This window comes from Micromonospora sp. NPDC093277, from assembly GCF_044765245.1.
Taxonomy (GTDB): Bacteria; Actinomycetota; Actinomycetes; order Mycobacteriales; family Micromonosporaceae; genus Micromonospora.
This window is the reverse complement of record NZ_JBIWJO010000016.1, coordinates 80,930-99,044: the sequence shown is the minus strand read 5'-3', so window position 1 is coordinate 99,044 and position 18,115 is coordinate 80,930. Positions and strand designations below refer to the sequence as shown.

Below are 18,115 nucleotides of genomic sequence, written 5' to 3'. Positions count from 1 at the left end.
GACCCGATGCGCCGGACCCTCCCCGTTGGCGAGGCTCAGGTGGTGAAGAGCGCGACGGCGGCCCGGGACACCCCGGTCGGTCGTCGGCGAGAACGCACCCCGAAGGAGTCACCACGATGAGCAGCAACGCGACACTGGCGCCCGGCTGGGCACCGCCCCGCCACACGACACCGGTCTCCGTACCCGAGCGGTGGGCCGGGCCGGAACCCGGCGACCGGAAGCACGCGACGACGTTCCGGCCCGAGCGCGGCCGGGGATTCGGCGAGGCCACCCGGGAGGCGGGCCCGGGCGAGGCGGCCCGGGACGGGCGACAGACCCGACACCGCGCGACGCCGGTCGCGCACCCCGGCACCGCACCGCTCCGGGTGCACGTCAGTGCGCGGGACACCCGGGCCCGGGCCGGGGTCCTCGCCCTGCTGCGCCGCGCCAACCTTGCCCTTGCCGCCCAGCCGGACCGGTCGCCGGAGACGGTGGTCGTGGCGGCCGGCGGTACGGTCGACGAGGCGATCGAGGCCTGCCCCGCGGCGTACCGGTCGGGTGACTACCGGCTGATCGTGGTGGCGGACCGGTTCTCCCCCACCGGGGTGCGCCGGGCCGTGCGGGCGGGCGCCCAGGTGCTGGTGGGGTCCACCGAGGTCACCCCCGCGCGGCTCGCCGCCGCCGTGCGCTCGGCCGTGCACGGCTACGGCCGGATCGCGTACGAGACGCTGGTCCGGCTGATCAACGAGGCGAACGCCGGCGAGCCGGCGCCGGCGGCACCCGTCGCGGCCCGGCCGGCGGTGGTGTGGCCGGTCGAGCCGCTCACCGCCCGGCAGACCACGGTGCTCCGGCTGATCGCCGAGGGGCACGGCAACGCGGCGATCGCCGACACGTTGACCTGCTCCGAGCACACCGTGAAGAACGTCATCTACGACCTGATGGCCCGGTTGCAGGTACGCAACCGGGCCCACGCGGTGGCCCGGGGCGTCCGCGCCGGCCTGATCTGACCGGTCCGACGCTCGCCGGTCCGCCGACAGCGAACTGCGCGATCACCCTCGCGGTGATCGCGCAGTTCGGCCACTTGTCAGCTCTGGTCGGCCATCTGCCGGCGCAGGCTCAGCGGGCGCAGGTCGGTCCAGACCGTGCCGATGTGGGCCAGGCACTCCTCCCGGCTGCCCCGGGTGCCCTCGGCGCGCCAGCCCAGCGGAAGCTCCCGGTCGGCCAGCCAGATTGAGTACTGCTCCTCGTCGTTCAGCACGACCTGGTAGGTGCGGTCGTCCGTCTGCTCGTCGTACACGGGAAGTCCCTTCGGCTCGGGCTTGACTGTCGACTGCAACCAGTCTGCCGGCGGGCCGACGGCGGTTGCAGAGAAGAACGGGTACGGCGGGTGGTCAGTACGACTCGCGGACCCCGTCGTGGCCGCTGGCGCCGACCAGGAAGTCCAGGTCGGCACCGGTGTCGGCACCGGTGACCGTGGAGACGTAGAGCTGCTCCCAGCCGCGGTACGGGCGGGCCAGCGCGTCCGTCAACCCGGGCGACGGCGTACGGGCGGCCAGTTCGGCGTCGGGTACCTCGACGTCCAGCCGGCGCCGGGTCACGTCGAGCGTGATCCAGTCGCCGGTGCGGACCTTCGCCAACGGTCCACCGACCGCGGCCTCCGGGGCGACGTGCAGGACGACCGTCCCGTAGGCGGTGCCGCTCATCCGGCCGTCGCAGACCCGGACCATGTCGCGTACGCCGGCCCGCAGCAGCTTCTCCGGCAGCGGCAGGTTCGCCACCTCCGGCATTCCCGGATACCCCCGGGGTCCGCAGCCGCGCAGCACCAGCACCGAGTCGGCGTCCACGTCGAGCGCCGGGTCGTCGATGCGGGCGTGCAGCTCCTCGACCGAGTCGAACACCACCGCCCGGCCACGGTGGACCAGCAGGTGCTCCGACGCGGCGGCCGGCTTGATGATGGCGCCGTCGGGGGCGAGGTTGCCCCGCAGCACGGCGATCCCGGCCTGCTTCTGCAGCGGCGCCTCCCGGGTGTGGATCACGTCGGGGTCCCAGATGGCCGCACCGGCGAGGTGCTCGACCAGTGGCCGGCCGGTGACCGTGACCGCGTCCGGGTCGAGCAGGTCGGCGACCTGGTCGAGCACGGCGGCCAACCCGCCGGCCCGGTGCAGGTCCTCCATCAGGAACCGGCCGGCCGGTTGCAGGTTGACCAGCAGCGGCACGTCCGCGCCGATCCGGTCGAAGTCGTCGAGCGTCAGCGGCACGCCGAGCCGGCCGGCGATCGCGAGCAGGTGGACGACCGCGTTGGTCGAGCCGCCGATCGCGGCCAGCGCCACGATCGCGTTGCGGAACGAGCCCGCGGTGAGCACGTCGCTGGGCCGTCGCCCGGCGCTGACCAGCTCGACGGCCAGCCGGCCGGTGTCGTGGGCCCGGGCCAGCAGCCGGCTGTCCGCGGCCGGGAGGCCGGCGGTGCCGGGCAGGGTCATGCCCAGCGCCTCGGCGAGCAGCCCCATGGTGGACGCGGTCCCCATCGTGTTGCAGTGCCCACGGCTGCGGATCATCGACGACTCGGACTCCAGGAACGCGGCGGCGGGCAGGGTGCCGGCCCGGACCTCCTCGCTGAGCCGCCACACGTCGGTGCCGCAGCCGAGCGGGGTGCCCCGGAAGGTGCCGTTGAGCATCGGCCCGCCGGGCACCACGACCGCCGGCAGGTCCACCGACGCGGCGGCCATCAGCAGCGAGGGGATGGTCTTGTCGCAGCCGCCGAGGAGGACGACCCCGTCGATCGGGTTGGCTCGCAGCATCTCCTCGGTGGCCATCGCGGCCATGTTGCGCCAGAGCATCGCGGTGGGCCGCATGTTCGTCTCGCCGAGCGAGACCACGGGCAGGTTGAGCGGCACCCCGCCGGCGGCCCACACCCCCTGGCGGACGCTCTCGGCCACCTCGTTCAGGTGGCTGTTGCAGGGGGTGAGGTCGGAGGCGGTGTTGGCGATCGCGATCTGCGGCCGACCGGTGAACGCGTCGTCCGGCGTACCACGTCGCATCCAGGCGCGATGGATGTACGCGTTGCGGTCCTGGCCGGCGTACCACGCCGAACTGCGTAGCGACACGATCGGTCCTTTCGTCCGTGCGGGGCGCGCCCGCGCTGGTCAGCGGGTCGCGACGAGGGTGTCGAAGTCGGGGAACGTGGCGGCGATCCCGCTGCCGGTGAAGTTGCCGACCCAGCCGTCCTCCTCGTGGAAGAAGCGGATCGCCACCCAGTCGGGGCGGGTGCCCATGTCGAACCAGTGCCGGGTGTCGGCGGGCACGCTTAGCAGGTCGCCCGCCTCGCACAGCACCGCGTACACGTTGCGGTCGATGTGCAGGTAGAAGGCACCGGCGCCGCGGGCGAAGTAACGGTCCTCGGCGTCGTCGTGGGTGTGCTCGGCGAGGAACTTCCGCCGGGCCTGCGCCGCCTGCTCCGGGTCGACGGTCGGGTTCATCGAGAGGGCGTCGACCAGCACGTACCCCTCGGTGTCGACCACCCGCGCCACCTGGTCCGCGTACGCGGCCAGGACCTGCTCGGAGGTCGGCTCGGCGGGCAGCTCCTCGACCACCGGCCAGCGCTCGAACCGGACGCCGAGCTGCCCCAGTTCGGCGGCGATCTTCTCGCCGTCCTCGGTGCGCCGCAGCGGTGTGCCGGGCTCGTCGTCGGCCCACACGGTCAGCAGTGTCATCACAACTCCTTCGTCGGATCGTCGGTGCTCGTCGCGAGGGCGAACCGGAGCAGCCACTCCAGGCATTCGAGCCGGTGCCGGGCCTCACGCAGGTCCGCGCCCCACACGTAGATGCCGTGCCGGGCCACGATCAGCGCCGGGACGTCCGAGCGGAACCCGCGTTCGAAGGCGTCGCCGAGCGCCCGCATGTCCTGCCCGTTGGCGATCACCGGCACGGTGACCGGATCGTCGTGCGCGCCACGGCCGACGCCCTTGAGCATCTCCAGGCCGGACAGGCGTACCCCGTCCGGCCAGCGTTCGGCGGCGAGCACCGGCGCCAGCGCGTGCACGTGCACCACCGCCCCGGCTCCGGCGACCGCCGCGATCCGGGCGTGCAGGCCGGCCTCCGCCGACGGCACCCCGGCCGACACCGCGTCGCCGCCCGCGTCGACCACGATCACGTCCGTCGCGGTCAGCTCGCCCTTGTCCATCCCGCTCGCGGTGACGGCCAGCCGCAGCGGGTCCCGGCCCAGGGTCACCGACAGGTTGCCGGAGGTGCCGCGCATCCAGCCCCGTTCCGCGTACCGGGCGGCCTCGGCGGCGAGTTCCCGGCCGGCGGCGAGCAGCGCGGCCGGCGCCAGGACCAGTTCGTCGAACGTGGCGACGGTCCGGGCCGGCCCGAAGTCCGCCGCGTGGTACGGCTCCCCGGGCCGGGCCACGCCGACGGTGCGCCAGCCGGCCGCCGCCGCGGCGGCCACCTCCTCGGGTACGTCGGTGAGGAACACCGCCCGCGCCGGGTCGACGCCCAGCGCCGCCGCGATGCTCCGGTACGACGACGCGTCCCGTTTCGGTCCGGCGTTGACCGTGTCGAAGTGCCCGCTGAACAGCCCGGTCACGTCGCCGTCGGTGGTCCGGGAGAATGCGGCGAGCTGAGCGGTGACCGAGCCGGAGGAGAAGACGGCGAGCCGCAGCCCGGCCGCGTGCCAGGCGCGCAGCGCGGGCGCCACGTCGGCGAAGAACTCGGTGACCAGCTCGCCGGTCGCGTAGCCGCGCTGCCAGATCAGGCCCTGGAGGGTCTTCAGCGGGGCGACCTTCTCGTCCGCGTCCATCCAGCCGTGCAGCACCCGCAGCACGTCCCCGGTGCCCGCGTCGGGTGCCAGCCCGCCGAGCGACCGGACCTGCGCGACCGCCTCGGCGACGGCCGGGGAGCCGGCGTGTTCGTCGAGCCACGGGCCGAGCCGGGGCCGGGCGTAGTCGTACAGCACGGAGTGCACCTGCTTGGTGGGGGTGAGTGTGCCCTCGATGTCGAGCAGCACCAGGTCCACGCCGGTGGTCACGGCCCCTCCTCGTGGTAGCCGGCGAGCGCGGCCGGGTCGAAGGGGCCGCGGTCGGTGACCACCGTGGTGACGTAGCGGGGCGGGGTGACGTCGAATGCGGGGTAGTGGCCGCGGATCCGGGGATCGACCACACCGACCGCGGAGAGCACCTCGGTGCCCGCGCGGTACTCGATCGGCACGTCGGCGGTGGTCGGGGCGAGCCGGTCGGGAGCGTGGACCATCGCGAGGTACGGCACCCGGTGCGCGTGTGCGGCGATCGCGAGCCCCAGGGTGCCGACCTTGTTCACCACGTGACCGTCCATGGTGACCCGGTCGGCGGCGGTGACCAGCGCGTCGATCCGGCCCGAGGCGAGCACGGCGGCGCCCATGTTGTCGGTGATCACCGTCGTCTCGACGCCCATCTCGGCGAGGGTGTGCGCGGTCAGCCGGGCGCCCTGCTGGTACGGGCGGGTCTCGGTGCAGTGGAACGTCAGGGTCTTTCCCATCTCCTGCGCGGCGGTCACCAGCCCGACCAGGTAGAGGTCGGCCCAGCAGTGGGTGAGCACCGAGGCGTTCTCCGGTAGGAGCTTCGCGGTGTGCTCGCCGAGTTCGCGGCTGCGCGTGCGGTAGCGCTCGTCGCCGGCCCGCGCCGCGGCGAGCACGGACCCGACCAGATCCGCGTCGTCCACCGCGGACAGCACCGACCGCACCGCCTCGCGCTGGTGGTTGTTGGTGGGCCGGGTCGCGATGATCCGCTCCCCCGCCCAGCGCAGGTGCGCCAACGGGTCCGGCCGGTCGACGGCCTCCCGGGCGGCGAGCACCATCGCCCACAACGCGGCGAAGTACGGGCCGGACGACTGGGTCACCATCGCCTCGATCGCCCGGGCCACGTCCTCGACCGTCGCGCACCGCACCCACTCCCGCCGCGCCGGGAAGACCCGCCGGTCCAGGATGTGCACGCCGTCGTCGGCCAGCCGCACGCTGTCGGCCAGGATCGGGGTGCCCATCAGCCCACCCCCGACCGAACCGGCTGCCGGACGGCGCCGTCCCCGCCGGCCACGCCCCGGACCGTCAGGTACGGCGGGCTCGTCGGGACCTCGCCGGGCGGGCCCTCCAGGACGACCTCGTCGCCGTCGCGGTGCACCTCCCGGAAGCCGCCCATCCGGTAGGTCACGTACATCATCCGGTTGCGGTCGTTGGCCACGAAGTCCGCCTGCAGCCGGGCGCCGGCCTCGGCCGCGAGCCGCTGGATCTCGTTCAGCAGCACCGTGCCGACCCCACGCGACATCACCCGGCACGACATCAGCAGCAGCTTGAGCCGCCACACGTCCGGGCCGAGCTCGACCAGGGCCAACCCGATCTTGCCGTACGAGCCGAACCGGTCGGTCAGCTCGGCCAGCAGCAGCAGATGGTCGTCCGAGCGTTGCAACGCCTCGAGCTCGGCGTACGAGTACGTCCGGCCGGTGGTGTTGAGCTGGTGGGTCCGGACGGTCAACTCCTCCGCCCGCCGCAGGTCCTCGGTGGTGGCGGGGGCGATGGTGAACTCCATGCCCAGGGTGGCCAGGAACTCCTCGGAGGAGCCGGTGAACTCGGCGGCCGCCTCATCCCGGTCGATGTCGGCCCGGTACATCTGCCGCCGCTGCCGGGACTCCCCGGTCACGAAACGCGGGTGGAAGGCCGGCAGCGCCGGCAACCCGGCGGCCTCGGTGGCGTCGAAGCAGCGGACGGTCGGGTGCCGGGAGCCGACCTCCTCGCGTTCGAAGATCTGGTCGTCGACGAAGACGAGCGCGTCCGGGTTGAGGTTGAGTCGCCGCGCGATCGTCGCCACGGACTCCGCCTTGGAGCCCCAGTTGATCTGCGGGTGCAGGAACAGGTCGCCGATGCCCAGCTCGTCGAGCTTCGCGCGGGCGGCCGCCGGGTCGTTGCGGCTGGCGATCGAGTTGAGGATGCCCCGCTCGTCAAGGGCGCGGATCGCGTCGAGCACCTCCGTACGCGGGCGGATCTGCGGGTCCTCCAGCAGCACGCCGTCCCAGAGGGTGTTGTCGAGGTCCCAGATCACGCACTTCACAGGCCGGTTGGCGGCGTCCGTGCTCACCGGCTCACCTCCCCACCGACATCAGCGCGTCGGGCAGCTCCGCCAGCCGGTGCCGGTCCTGGCGGACCAGGTCGGCGATCACGATCTCCTGGATCTGGGTGCTGCCCTCGATGATTTCCATGACCTTCGCGTCCCGGTAGTAGCGCGCGGCCGGATGCCCGTCGAAGCAGCCGGCGGCGCCGTGGATCTGCACCGTCTCCCGGGCGGCCCGGTTGGCGGCGGCGGCCGCGAAGTACTTCGCCGTCCAGGTGGCCAGCGGGGCGGCCAGGTCGTTGCGCTCGCGCAGCGCGCCGGCCTGGCGGCAGAGCAGCCGGGCGGCGGCCACGTCGGTGGCCATCGCGCTGACCAGCCGGCGGATCAGCTGGTGGTCCCGGATCAGGGCGCCGCCCTGCCACCGGCGGTCGGTGTGCTCCAGCGACGCGTCCAGGCAGGCCTGCGCGATGCCGACACAGCCGGACGCGACGCTGTAGCGGCCGAACTCGAGCGCGGTCGCCGCCACCGTCATGAAGCCGCGGTCGACCGGACCGAGCACGGCGCCGGACGGCACCCGGCAGCCGTCGAGGCGTACCTCGCCCATCAGCCCGCCCCTGGTGCCGAGCACGCCGTCGATGGGCACGACCCGCAGGCCCGGGGTGTCCCGTGGCACCAGGAAGGCGGTGATGCCGTCCCCGGTGCGGGCGAACACCAGCAGCACGTCCGCGGCCAGCGCCATGCTGATCCACCGTTTGACGCCGGTCAGCCGGTAGCCGCCCGGCACCGGCTCGGCCGAGGTCACCAGGGTGCTCGGGTCGCTGCCGGCGGACTCCTCGCTCAGCGCGAACGCGCCGAGCACCTCCCCCCGGGCCAGCCGGGGCAGCAGGTCCGCCCGCTGGGCGGCGCTGCCCCAGCGTTCGACCGCCCCGGCGACCATCCCGTGCACGGTCAGCAGGGTGCGTACCGACGAGCAGCCGCGGCCGACCTCCTCGTGCAGCACGCCGAGGGGCACGGCGCCGAGGCCGGCCCCGCCGTGTGCCACGGCCACCCCGGCACCGAGGTGGCCCTCGGCGGCCAGGGCCCGTACCACGTCGGTGGGCACCCCGGTCCGGTCGATCTCGGCCGCCCGCGGGGCCACGACCCGGTCGACGAACTCGCGGAACCGGGCGGTGTCCGGGGGCCCGGGTGCGACCGGTGCCAGGGTTTCAGCCGACATGGCGCTCGACCAGCTCGGCGATCGCGTTGACGGTCCGGAAGTTGTCGCGCTCCAGGTCCTCGTTGTCGAGTTCGATCGCGAACTCCTGCTCGACGAAGAGCACCAGCTGCATGGCGAAGAGCGAGTTCACCAGGCCGGTCTCGAAGATGTCGTCGTCGTCGCGCAGGTCGCCGGGGCAGCGGGTGCCGAGGAAGGTCCGGATGCGGGTCTTGGTGTCCGGGCGGATCTTGGTGTCCAACTCAGGCTCCTTGGGTCGCGGGCCGCCGGTCGCCGGTGATCCCGTAGTGGTGGAAGCCCTCCCCGCTCTTGCGGCCGAGCAGGCCGGCGGCGACCATCGTCCGCAGCAGCGGGCAGGGCCGGTACTTTGAGTCGCCGAAGCGTTCGTGGAGCACCTCCAGGCTGTGCAGGATGGTGTCCACGCCGATCAGGTCCGCCGTCTCCAGCGGGCCCATCTCGTGGCCGAAGCACCGTTTGAACAGCTCGTCGATCGCTTCCGCCGAGGCGATTCCCTCCGCCCGGCAGAACGCGGCCTCGTTGATGGTCAGCATCAGCACCCGGTTGGACACGAAGCCCGGCGAGTCGTTCACCGTGATGGACGTCTTGCCCATCGACGCGAGCAGGGACTGCGCCGTCTCGATCGTGGCGGGGGTGGTGTGCCAGCCGGGGATGAGCTCCACCACCGGCTTCAGCGGCACCGGGTTCATGAAGTGCAGGCCGATCACCTGCCCGGGCCGCGACGTGAGGGCGGCGACGTCGGTGATCGGGAAGCAGGAGGTGTTGACCACGAAGACGCAGCCGGGCTCGCAGATCCGGTCCAGCGCCCGGTACACCGGCTCCTTGGCCGGCCACTTCTCCGAGACGTTCTCGATCACCACGCTCGCCGTGGCGAGTTCGTCGAGATCCTGGGTGAAGGTGATCCGGTCCAGCACCTCGGCCGGCGCGAACGTGCGCAGCTTCGGCGCGACGAGCCGCTGGAACCGGACCGCCCGGCCGATCTCCGCCCGCGCCCGGTCCAGCGCGTCGGCCGACGTGTCGACCAGGACGACCTTGTGCTCGGCCTGGGCCAGGCTCTGCGCCACGCCCGTCCCGATGGTGCCGGCACCGACCACGCCGATCATGACTCACTCCTTGGGGTGTCGTTGGTGAAGCGCGCCCAGTCGACGTCGAGGCCCGCCGTCCACAGCCGACCGAGCGAGGTCAGCAGCCCGGCCGTCTCCGAGCGGCCGGCGAACGCGGGGGCCAGGCCCGGCTGGACGCGGGCGAGCCGGGCCCGGTCGCAGGCCGGGTGGTGGCGGGCGGACGAGGAGAGACCCTCGCCGGGGCCGAGTTCGATCGCCACCGGGTCCACGTCCCGCCACAGGGTGCCGAGACCGGACATCAGCTCGACCGGACGCGCCAGGTGCTGGGCCCAGTACGCCGGGTCGGTCGCCTGGGCGTCGGTGAGCCAGCTGCCGGTGATGTTGGAGACGTACGGGATCCGGGGCTCGGCCAGCCGCACGTTGGCGCCGATCCACGCGGTGAGCCGCGCGCCGAGCGGTGCCATGGTGCGGGTGTGGAAGCCGTGGTGGGCACCGACCCGCTGATAGACGACGCCGGCGTCGGTCAGCCGCTGTTCGAGGTCGGCGACCGCCGCCCGGGGGCCGCCGAGCACGGTCTGGAAGGGACTGGTCACGGCGGCCACGTCGAGGTCGGTGCCGAGCCACGGGCCGATCTCGTTCCGGGCCAGCGCCACGGCCAGCATGCCGCCGGGCGCCAGCTCCTCGATCCGCTCGGCCCGCCACCGCACCAGCCGCAGCGCGTCCGGCAGGGACATCACGCCGGCCAGGCAGGCGGCGACGTACTCGCCGAGGCTGTAGCCGATCATGGCCGCCGGTTCCACGCCCCAGCTCCGGACCAGCTCGGCCAGCGCGTACTCGAGCACGAAGACGCCCGGCTGGCCGTACCGGGTGGTGGCGAGCGGGCCCTGCGGCACCTGCCGGGGCCGCAGCATCGCGCGCAGGTCGCCCGGCAGCCGCGGGGTCTGTTCCACCGGCCGGACCAGCAGGTCGAGCAGGTCACAGCCGTCGGCCTCGAGCACGGCGCTGCAGCGGTCGACGGCGTCCCGGAACACCGGTTCGGTCCGGTACAGCTCGGCGCCCATCCCCGGGTACTGGTCGCCAACCCCGCTGAGCAGGAACGCCACCGGCCGCCGGACCGCCGGCTGGCCGCCCTCCAGGCCCCGGCCCCGGCGCAGCGCGGCCACCACGGAGGCGGTGTCGGCGCCGGCGACCGCTCCCCGGTACGCGCCGTGCGCCGCGTGCTGCGACTCGCGGGCCAGCTCCGGCAGCGATTCCGGCGCGGCCTCGATCCGCCCGAGCAGGGCCTGCCGGGCCGCGGGCAGTCCCTCGGCGGTGGCGGCCGACCACAGCAGCAGTTCCGCCGGGCGGGTGGCCACCGTGGTCAACACCGACTCAGTCATTTCGTGTTCCTTCCAACGCGGCGACGAGTCCGAGATGCTCGCGGACGAGCCGGAGCACCGCAGCCCGGTCGGAGACCAGGTTGAAGTGGCCGTGGCCGATCAGGTCGACGGTGCACCGGCCGGTGGTGAGGTCGCCCCAGCCGGACAGCTCGGGCTGCGACACGTAGTGGTCCCCGGTGCCGCTGCACGCGTGGATGTCGCAGCCCAACGGCGTACGCGCCGGCCACCGGTACCGCTCGCAGGCGGCGAAGTCGGCCCGCAGCATCGGCAGCAGCAGCCGCAGCAACTCCTGGTTGGCCCAGACCGAGTCCGGAATGCCGTCGTACCCGTGGCGTACCCGGGCCAGGAACTCGGCGTCCGGCAGGTGGGCGATCTCCGGCTCGGTGCCGGGCCGGTGCGGGGCCGTCGCCCCGGCCACGAAGAGCCGCTCCGGCTCGCGCGGCAACCGGTGGGCGACCTCGTACGCGACGAGCGCGCCCATGCTGTGGCCGAACAGCGCGTACGGCCGGTCGAGCAGCGGCCGCGCCGCCTCGGCCACCCGCGCGGCGATCACGTCGAGGTCGTCGACCGGCGGTTCGCCGTAGCGCGACTCACGGCCGGGCAGGTGCACCAGGCACACCTCGACCGCCGGAGCCAGCTCGGCCAGCCAGCGGGCGTAGAACGACGGCCCCGCCCCGGCCGGCGGTACGCAGAAGAGCCTGAGCCGGGCCTCCGGCAGCACCCGGGGTCGCCTGATCCACGGCGAGCCGGTCACGACGCCACCTTCAGGGCCTGGCCGACGGTCAGCGATTCGAGCACCGTGCAGAGCCGGGCCAGTTCCTCCGCCGAGTTGTAGTAGTGCACGGAGACTCGGAGCAGGCTGCTGATGCCGCGCCGCTGCATGTCGACGCAGGCGGCGTTCGACAGGCACACCCAGGTGTTGATGCCGGCCCGCTGCAACTCCGCCCGGACCAGCTCTGCGGCCTGGCCGTGCACGGTCACCGCGATGGTGCCGCAGCGTTCCCGGCCGCGGTCCTCCACGGTGATCCCCGGGATGCTCGCGAGATCCACGCGCAGGCCGGCGGCGAGCTCCCGGATCCGGTGCCAGGTGTTCTCGATCCCCCAGGAGAGCGCGTAGTCGACGGCGACACCCAGCCCGATCCGGGTCGCGCAGTTGGTCTCCCAGGTGTCGAACCGGCGGGCCGCCGGCGCGAACCGGTAGCCGACCCCGTCCCACTCGACGCCGTCGAGCCCGACCGTGCCGGGCGAGAGCTGCTCGGCGAACTCCCGCCTCGCGTACAGGAACCCGGTGCCCCGGGGGCCACGCAGGAACTTCCGGCCGCAGCCGACCAGCATGTCGCAGCCGATCTGGCGTACGTCGACGGGGAGCTGCCCGATCGACTGGCTGGCGTCCACCAGGTAGGTGATCCCGTGCTCGCGGGCGACCCGGCCGATGGCGGCCACCGGGTAGATCAGGCCGTCGTGCATCGGCACGTGGGTCATGGCGATCAGCTTCACCCGCTCGTCGATGTGCTCCCGCAGCTCCGCGACGTCCACCAGGCCGTCGGCGTCCACCGGCAGAACCTCCAGCTGGACGCCGGTACGCCGGGCGAGGTGCAGGAAGGAGAGGTAGCTGCTGCCGTATTCCATCGGGCTGATGAGCACCCGGTCGCCGGGCCCCAACACGATGCTGGACAGCGCCGCGCCCCAGGCCCGGGTGGCGCTCTCGAACATCGCGATCTCGTCGCTGTGGCAGTTGAGCAGGTCGGCGAGAGCGCTGTGCCCGCGTTCGACGGCCACCCGGGCCCGCTCGGCGGCCTCGTAGGGGCCCAGCTCGGACTCCAGCCGGAGGTGACGCATGACCGCGTCGACCACCGGTTTCGGGGCGAGGCTGGCGCCGGCGTTGTTGAGATGGGCGACGTACTTCACTCCGGGCGTGTCCGCCCGCGCCCGTACCAGGTTGATGTTCATCTCAGCTCATCTCGACAGATCGGTACGGTTAACCGGCCAGGTAGCGCAGCGCCAGGGAACCGGCGTCCGCGCGTTCCTCGTTGACCACCTGCCAGCCGGCCTCGGCCAGCTCGGCGAATGTGCGGCAGCCCCACAGCCGCGTGATCGGCACCTTCATCCGGTTGCGCTTCTCCCACCGCGCCAGCGCCTCCAGGAAGGTCAGCGAGTCGCAGCCGACCGCCAGCAGTTCGTCGTCGTCGACCAGGTCGTCGACCCCGACCAGGTCGCCGACGATCTGCATGAGGTGCTCGCACAGCTCGTCCTGGGTCGCCGCGGCCGGCTGGGCGTCGCCCGGCTCGTCGGCCGGCCGGCGGCGCAGCAACCGGCGTACCCGGTCGACGCGCTCGGTGAGCGGCACCGTCGACACCACGAGCCGGGCGTCCCCGGCGGCGACGACCGAGCCGAGCAGGCCGGTCGCCTGGTCCACGTCCATCGCCGTCGCCGTGGCGGCGGTGGCGCCGAGGCCCGCGGCGGCCTTGTCGAACCGCCAGACGTCCCAGTCGACGCTGACCCACGGCGCGCCGTTCGCGCTGCGCCATTCGGCGTACGCGTCGAGGTAGCGGTTGGCCGCCGTGTAGACGCCGAAGGTGATGCCGCCGAGGACCGCGCTCAGGCTCGAGCAGACCAGGAAGAAGTCCAGCGGCTGGGTACGGGTGACGCGGTCGAGGACGCCGATTCCGGTGGTCTTGGGCCGCAGCAGGTCCTGGGCGTGGTCGGCGGAGGTCTCGGCGACGAACGTGAAGCCGCTGCCGCCGCCCTCGATCCCGGCCGCGTGCACCACGCCGTTGACCGGACCCCAGTGCCGGTTGACCTCCTCGACCACCTGGGCCATCCGCCGCTCGTCGGCGACGTCGGCGCGCAGCGTGAGCACCTCGGCGCCGAGTTCGCGCAGCCGCCGGGCGGCGTCCGCGCCGGGCGGCCGGCCCTGGCGGGACACCAGCGCGATCCGGGTTCCGCCGGATGCCGCGAGGTGGGTGGCGATCGCCAGGCCCATCCGGCCCGAGCCGCCGGCGATCAGGTACACCCCGCCCGGCCGGACCGGCGTGGCCACCCCGCCCGCGGTGTCCAGCCGCTCGAAGGACGGGACGTGCCGGTCGGCGCCGCGGTAGGCGACCTCCGGCGTCTCCGCCGGGCTCGCCAGTTCGGCCAGCAGCCGGGCCGCGACGTCGGCGGCGGGCGTACCGGCCGCGAAGTCCAGGGCCTGGCAGCCCAGGTCGGGATGCTCCTGCGGGACGACCTGGCAGAGCCCGAGCAGCGCCGCCGCCGCCGGGTCCACCGCCGTGGCGTCCCCGACCGGCTGGGCGTTCTCGGTCACCACCCACAGTTCGGGCGACTGTCCGGCCGCGACCAGCGCCCGGACCAGCGACAGCGTGCCGAGCACGCCGGTGGCGAGGGCCGCCTCGGCGGGGGCGCCGCCGGAGCGCAGCCGTACCACCCGGGTGACCGGGCCGATCTCCGCCACCACGTGCTCGACCAGTCGGGCCAGGTCGGCGGGGTCCTCCGGCCGCACCCGCACCACGCCGTCGGCGGTCACGTCGAACTCGGTGGCCGGCTCCACCGCCACCACGGTCAGCCCGGCCGCGGCGAGTTCCGCCCGTACCGTCGCGGCCGGTTCGGGCTGGTCGCCGACGACGAGGCAGGTGCCGTCGGTGCGCGCCAGGTCGCCGGGGTGGTGCGGGCGGGGCAGCCCGGTCCGGGTCCACACCTGCCGGTACAGCCACCGGTCGACCGGTTCCGGCTCCTGCGCCGTACGCCCGGCGGCGCCGCCCGGGGTGACCTGCTGGTCGGCGACCGGCACCCACAGCTCCTCGCCCTGCCAGGGGTAGGTGGGCAGGGACAGCCGGCGGTACCGCCGGCCCTGGTACCGGGCCGCCCAGTCGACGTCGCCGCCGTCGACCCACTCCCGGGCCAGGTCGGCCAGTTCCCCAGCGGCAGGGTTGTCGCCGGCCGGGTCGTCGCCGGCCAGCGCCCGGGCCAGCTCCGCGGTCGACGAGACCACGGCGGCCCAGCGTCGCGGCTGCGGTCGCCGGCCGGCCGCCAGCGTGAACGCGAGGTCGGCCAGCGCCACGTCAGGCCGCCCGGCCAGCCAGGCCAGCAGCCGCTCCCGCATCGCGTACAGCGCGGTCTCGCTGCGGGCCGAGAGCAGCACCGCGTGCTCGGCCGGCGGGTGCGGTTCGGCCGGCGCCGGCTGCGGCGGCTGCTCCACGACCAGGTGGACGTTCGTGCCGCCCATGCCGAAGGAGCTGACACCAGCCCGGCGCGGGCCGTCCGGCCACGGCCGCAGGGTGCGGTTGACATAGAACGGGGAGTCCGCGAAGTCGATGCCCGGGTTGGGCTCGTCGAAGTCCGGCGCGGGCGGGATCTCGCCGTGCTTCACCGACAGGATCGCCTTGAGCAGCCCCGCCATGCCCGACGCGTAGCCGAGATGCCCGATGTTCGCCTTCACCGAGTTCAGCGCGCAGAACCCACGCTCCCGCGTGTACTGCCGGTAGGCGCGGGTGAGGGCGCGTACCTCGATCGGGTCGCCGACCGCGGTGCCGGTGCCGTGCCCCTCCACCAGGTGGATCGACTCGGCCGGCACGCCGGCGGCGGCGAGCGCGGCGCTGATCGCCGCGGACTGCCCCTCGACCCCCGGCGCGGAGAAGCCGGCCTTGGCCTTGCCGTCGTTGTTGATCCCGCCGCCGAGGATCACGGCGTGGATGTGGTCGCCGTTCGCGATGGCGTCGGAGAGCCGGCGCAGTACGACGACCCCGACGCCGTCGCCCTCGACGTAGCCGGTGCCGCGTTGTTCGTAGGCGCGGGTGTGGCCGTCGGCGGAGAGGATGAACCCGTCCTGCTGTTCGTAGGCGAGACTGTCGTGGCAGCGGATGTTGACCGCACCCGCCAGCGCGAGATCGGCCCGGCCGGCGCGTACCGCCTCGGCGGCCAGGTGGATCGCGACCATCGACGACGAGCAGGCGGTACGCACGCTGAGGCTCTCGCCGGTGAGGCCGAGCTTGTAGGAGATGCGGGTGGAGAGCGTGTCCGGGGCGTTGGACAGCTCGACGAGCAGGCGTTCGGCGGCCGAGTGCGCGTCGAACTCCCGGCCCTCGCGGTAGGTGTTCGGCCCGACCGTGGTGTAGACGGCGACCCGCTCGGTGAGCCGGTGCACGTCGTAGCCGGCCTCCTCCATCGCCGCCCACGCGTGTTCGAGCAGGACGCGGTGCTGCGGGTCGAGGACCTCGGCCTCCCGCCGGGGGATGCCGAAGAACTCGTAATCGAAGCGGCGTACGTCGTCGAGCACGCCGCGGGCGTGGATCCACCGCCGGCCGGCCTCCTGGTCGTCGACGGTCAGCGGGGCGCCGAAGGTGATCGACTCCCGTCCGGCCCGCAGGTTGGCCCAGAACTCGTCGAGGTCGCCTGCCCCGGGCATGGTGGCCGCCATCCCGATGACGGCGATCGGTTCCTGGTTCATCAGCCCCGCACCCCCACGCTCGCGATCGACTCGGCCAGGCTCCGGACGGTCGGGTACTCGTAGAGCGCCGTCACCGGCAGCTGGGCGCCCAACTCCTGGTGGATCCGCCGGCTCAGCGCCGGCACCGACGCCGACGTACCACCGAGGTCGAAGTAGTTGTCGTCGACGCCCACCGTGGGCACCTCGAGCAGTTCCGCCCAGAGCGCGGCGATCACGGTCTCCAGTTCGGAGCCCGCGGCCGCGTACCGGCTGCCCAGGTCGAGCCGGGCGGCGCCGGTGTCGGCCCGCAACGCGGCCCGGTCGAGCTTGCCGTGCTGGGTGAGCGGCAGCGCCTCGACCCGGTGGTACTCGGACGGGATCATGTAGTCGGGCAGCCGTGCCGCCAGCCGGCGGCGCAGCTCGGCGACGGTCGGCGCGCCGGCGGCCGGGACGACGTACGCGGCCAGGACCCGGTCAGCGCCCTGCGTCCGGTCGACCACGGCGGCCTGCCGGATCTCCGGGAGTTCCGCCAGCGCCGACTCGACCTCGCCGAGCTCGACCCGGTTGCCGCGGATCTTCACCTGGTCGTCGGTGCGGCCCAGCACCTGGACCAGCCCGCCGGGCAGCCTCCGGGCGAGGTCGCCGGAGCGGTACAGCCGGGCGCCGGGCCGGGTGCCGACCGGGTCGGGCACGAACGCGGCGGCGGTGAGGTCCGGCCGGTTGTGGTAGCCGCGGGCCAGCGCGTCGCCGCCGATGTACAGCTCGCCCTGCTCGCCGTCGGCAACCGGGCGCAGCCGCTCGTCGAGGATGTGCACCTCGGTGTCGGGCAGCGGCCGGCCGACCGGGGGCGGGGACTGCGCCAGGTCAGCCGCCGTGAACTGGTGGCAGCAGGTGAAGACGCCGGCCTCGGTCGGGCCGTACCCGTTGGCGATCCCGGCGCCGAGCGACCCCAGCGCGTGGGCGACGTGGGCGCTCGACAGGACCTCGCCGCCGACCACCACCTGGTGCAGGCCCGCGCCGTCGAGCAGCGCGTCGTCGACGATCCGGTTGAACAGCGTGGGGGTGAGCCAGAGCGTGGTGACCCCGGTACGGCGGACCGTGTCCACGATCAGCTCCGTGGAGACCCGCTGGTCGGGCAGGATCGCCAGCCGGCCGCCGTTGGCCAGGCAGCCGAAGATCTCGAAGACCGACGCGTCGAACGACAGCGGGCAGGACTGCAGGAACGTCTGGCCCGCGTCGAACGTGCCGTAGATCCCGGACCGGACGATGCGGGCGGCGGCGCGGTGCGGCACCGCGACGCCCTTCGGGGTGCCCGTCGTGCCCGAGGTGTAGATGACGTAGGCGAGGTGGTCCAAGGTGGCGCGCGGCCCGGCCTCGGCCGGCACGGCGTCGGGTCGGGCGTCGGCCGGTTCGGCGTCGACCGGGACCCGGATCCCGTCGAACTCCGGCAGGCCGCCACGGGTCGCGTCGGACTCGACGAGGACCCGCGCTCCGGAGTGGTCGAGCATGAACCGGAGCCGGTCGGCCGGGTGGCCGACCCACAGTGGCAGGTACGCCGCCCCGGCCTCGAGGATGCCCAGGATCCCGACGAGCATGTCGATGGAGCGCGGCACGTGCAGGCCGACCACGACGTCGGGCCCGACGTGCTGGGCGCGCAGGGCCGCGGCCAGTTGCCGGGACCGCTCCCGGAGCTGTCCGTAGGTGATCGACCGGTCGCCGGCAACGGCGGCGATCGCGTCCGGCGCGGCGTCCGCGTGTAGCGCGAACATGTCGTGCAGGCACTGGGTTGAGGCGTCGTTCATCGCGCGTCACTTCCGCCCAAACGTTTGTCCACTTGGCTCTCCCACCACTCGGCGTCGCAGCTCTGCCGGCGATCGTCCTCAGCCTGCTCGCCCGGCTGGTCCGGCGGCAGAGAAGCAGCGACAGGGGTGGATTGCCGGTGCCGTTGCGCGTTTTCCTGCCCGGCG

15 protein-coding genes are annotated in these 18,115 nt (G+C 73.8%); 1 reads left to right on the top strand and 14 read right to left on the bottom strand.

Annotated features, from left to right (window positions below):
• The first annotated feature begins 116 nt into the window (after positions 1-116).
• Entirely contained in the window at positions 117-986 is an 870-nt protein-coding gene (locus ACIRG9_RS28085; RefSeq protein WP_402862250.1) for a response regulator transcription factor, read from the top strand.
• A 77-nt stretch (positions 987-1,063) separates the two neighbouring features.
• Here ACIRG9_RS28085 and ACIRG9_RS28080 read toward each other — a convergent pair whose 3' ends face one another.
• The 14 genes from ACIRG9_RS28080 to ACIRG9_RS28015 form a co-directional block, all read right to left on the bottom strand.
• Positions 1,064-1,276 (bottom strand): MbtH family protein, encoded by a 213-nt coding sequence (locus ACIRG9_RS28080; protein WP_402862247.1) that lies wholly within the window; start codon positions 1,274-1,276, stop codon positions 1,064-1,066.
• A gap of 94 nt (positions 1,277-1,370) precedes the next feature.
• Positions 1,371-3,083: an IlvD/Edd family dehydratase gene (locus ACIRG9_RS28075; protein WP_402862244.1), complete on the bottom strand. Its 1,713-nt coding sequence runs from the start codon at positions 3,081-3,083 to the stop codon at positions 1,371-1,373.
• A gap of 39 nt (positions 3,084-3,122) precedes the next feature.
• Entirely contained in the window at positions 3,123-3,689 is a 567-nt protein-coding gene (locus ACIRG9_RS28070) for a 1,2-dihydroxy-3-keto-5-methylthiopentene dioxygenase (RefSeq protein ID WP_402862241.1), read from the bottom strand.
• Positions 3,689-5,005, bottom strand: a complete 1,317-nt coding sequence (mtnC, locus tag ACIRG9_RS28065) for an acireductone synthase (protein ID WP_402862238.1) — start codon at positions 5,003-5,005, stop codon at positions 3,689-3,691. The genes ACIRG9_RS28070 and mtnC overlap by 1 nt, the downstream gene beginning before the upstream one ends.
• Positions 5,002-5,991, bottom strand: a complete 990-nt coding sequence (locus ACIRG9_RS28060; RefSeq protein WP_402862235.1) for a hypothetical protein — start codon at positions 5,989-5,991, stop codon at positions 5,002-5,004. The genes mtnC and ACIRG9_RS28060 overlap by 4 nt, the downstream gene beginning before the upstream one ends.
• Positions 5,991-7,079, bottom strand: coding sequence for an HAD-IIIC family phosphatase (locus ACIRG9_RS28055; protein ID WP_402862232.1), 1,089 nt, complete (start codon positions 7,077-7,079; stop codon positions 5,991-5,993). Before ACIRG9_RS28055 ends, ACIRG9_RS28060 begins: the two co-directional genes overlap by 1 nt.
• A gap of 4 nt (positions 7,080-7,083) precedes the next feature.
• Positions 7,084-8,268, bottom strand: coding sequence for an acyl-CoA dehydrogenase family protein (locus tag ACIRG9_RS28050; protein WP_402862229.1), 1,185 nt, complete (start codon positions 8,266-8,268; stop codon positions 7,084-7,086).
• Complete coding sequence (locus tag ACIRG9_RS28045; protein ID WP_402862226.1) at positions 8,258-8,506, bottom strand: phosphopantetheine-binding protein; 249 nt, start codon at positions 8,504-8,506, stop codon at positions 8,258-8,260. The genes ACIRG9_RS28050 and ACIRG9_RS28045 overlap by 11 nt, the downstream gene beginning before the upstream one ends.
• Before the next feature lies 1 nt (position 8,507).
• On the bottom strand, positions 8,508-9,386 hold the full coding sequence (locus ACIRG9_RS28040; RefSeq protein ID WP_402862223.1) for a 3-hydroxyacyl-CoA dehydrogenase family protein: 879 nt from the start codon (positions 9,384-9,386) through the stop codon (positions 8,508-8,510).
• Positions 9,383-10,726 (bottom strand): acyltransferase domain-containing protein, encoded by a 1,344-nt coding sequence (locus ACIRG9_RS28035; protein ID WP_402862220.1) that lies wholly within the window; start codon positions 10,724-10,726, stop codon positions 9,383-9,385. Before ACIRG9_RS28035 ends, ACIRG9_RS28040 begins: the two co-directional genes overlap by 4 nt.
• Positions 10,719-11,480 (bottom strand): thioesterase II family protein, encoded by a 762-nt coding sequence (locus tag ACIRG9_RS28030; protein ID WP_402862217.1) that lies wholly within the window; start codon positions 11,478-11,480, stop codon positions 10,719-10,721. Before ACIRG9_RS28030 ends, ACIRG9_RS28035 begins: the two co-directional genes overlap by 8 nt.
• Complete coding sequence (locus tag ACIRG9_RS28025; RefSeq protein ID WP_402862214.1) at positions 11,477-12,676, bottom strand: aminotransferase class V-fold PLP-dependent enzyme; 1,200 nt, start codon at positions 12,674-12,676, stop codon at positions 11,477-11,479. Before ACIRG9_RS28025 ends, ACIRG9_RS28030 begins: the two co-directional genes overlap by 4 nt.
• Before the next feature lie 28 nt (positions 12,677-12,704).
• Positions 12,705-16,169 carry an SDR family NAD(P)-dependent oxidoreductase gene (locus ACIRG9_RS28020; protein ID WP_402862211.1) on the bottom strand — a complete coding sequence of 1,155 codons (3,465 nt, stop codon included), beginning with the start codon at positions 16,167-16,169 and terminating at the stop codon, positions 12,705-12,707.
• Positions 16,169-17,950: an amino acid adenylation domain-containing protein gene (locus tag ACIRG9_RS28015; protein ID WP_402862208.1), complete on the bottom strand. Its 1,782-nt coding sequence runs from the start codon at positions 17,948-17,950 to the stop codon at positions 16,169-16,171. The genes ACIRG9_RS28020 and ACIRG9_RS28015 overlap by 1 nt, the downstream gene beginning before the upstream one ends.
• Positions 17,951-18,115: the final 165 nt, after the last annotated feature.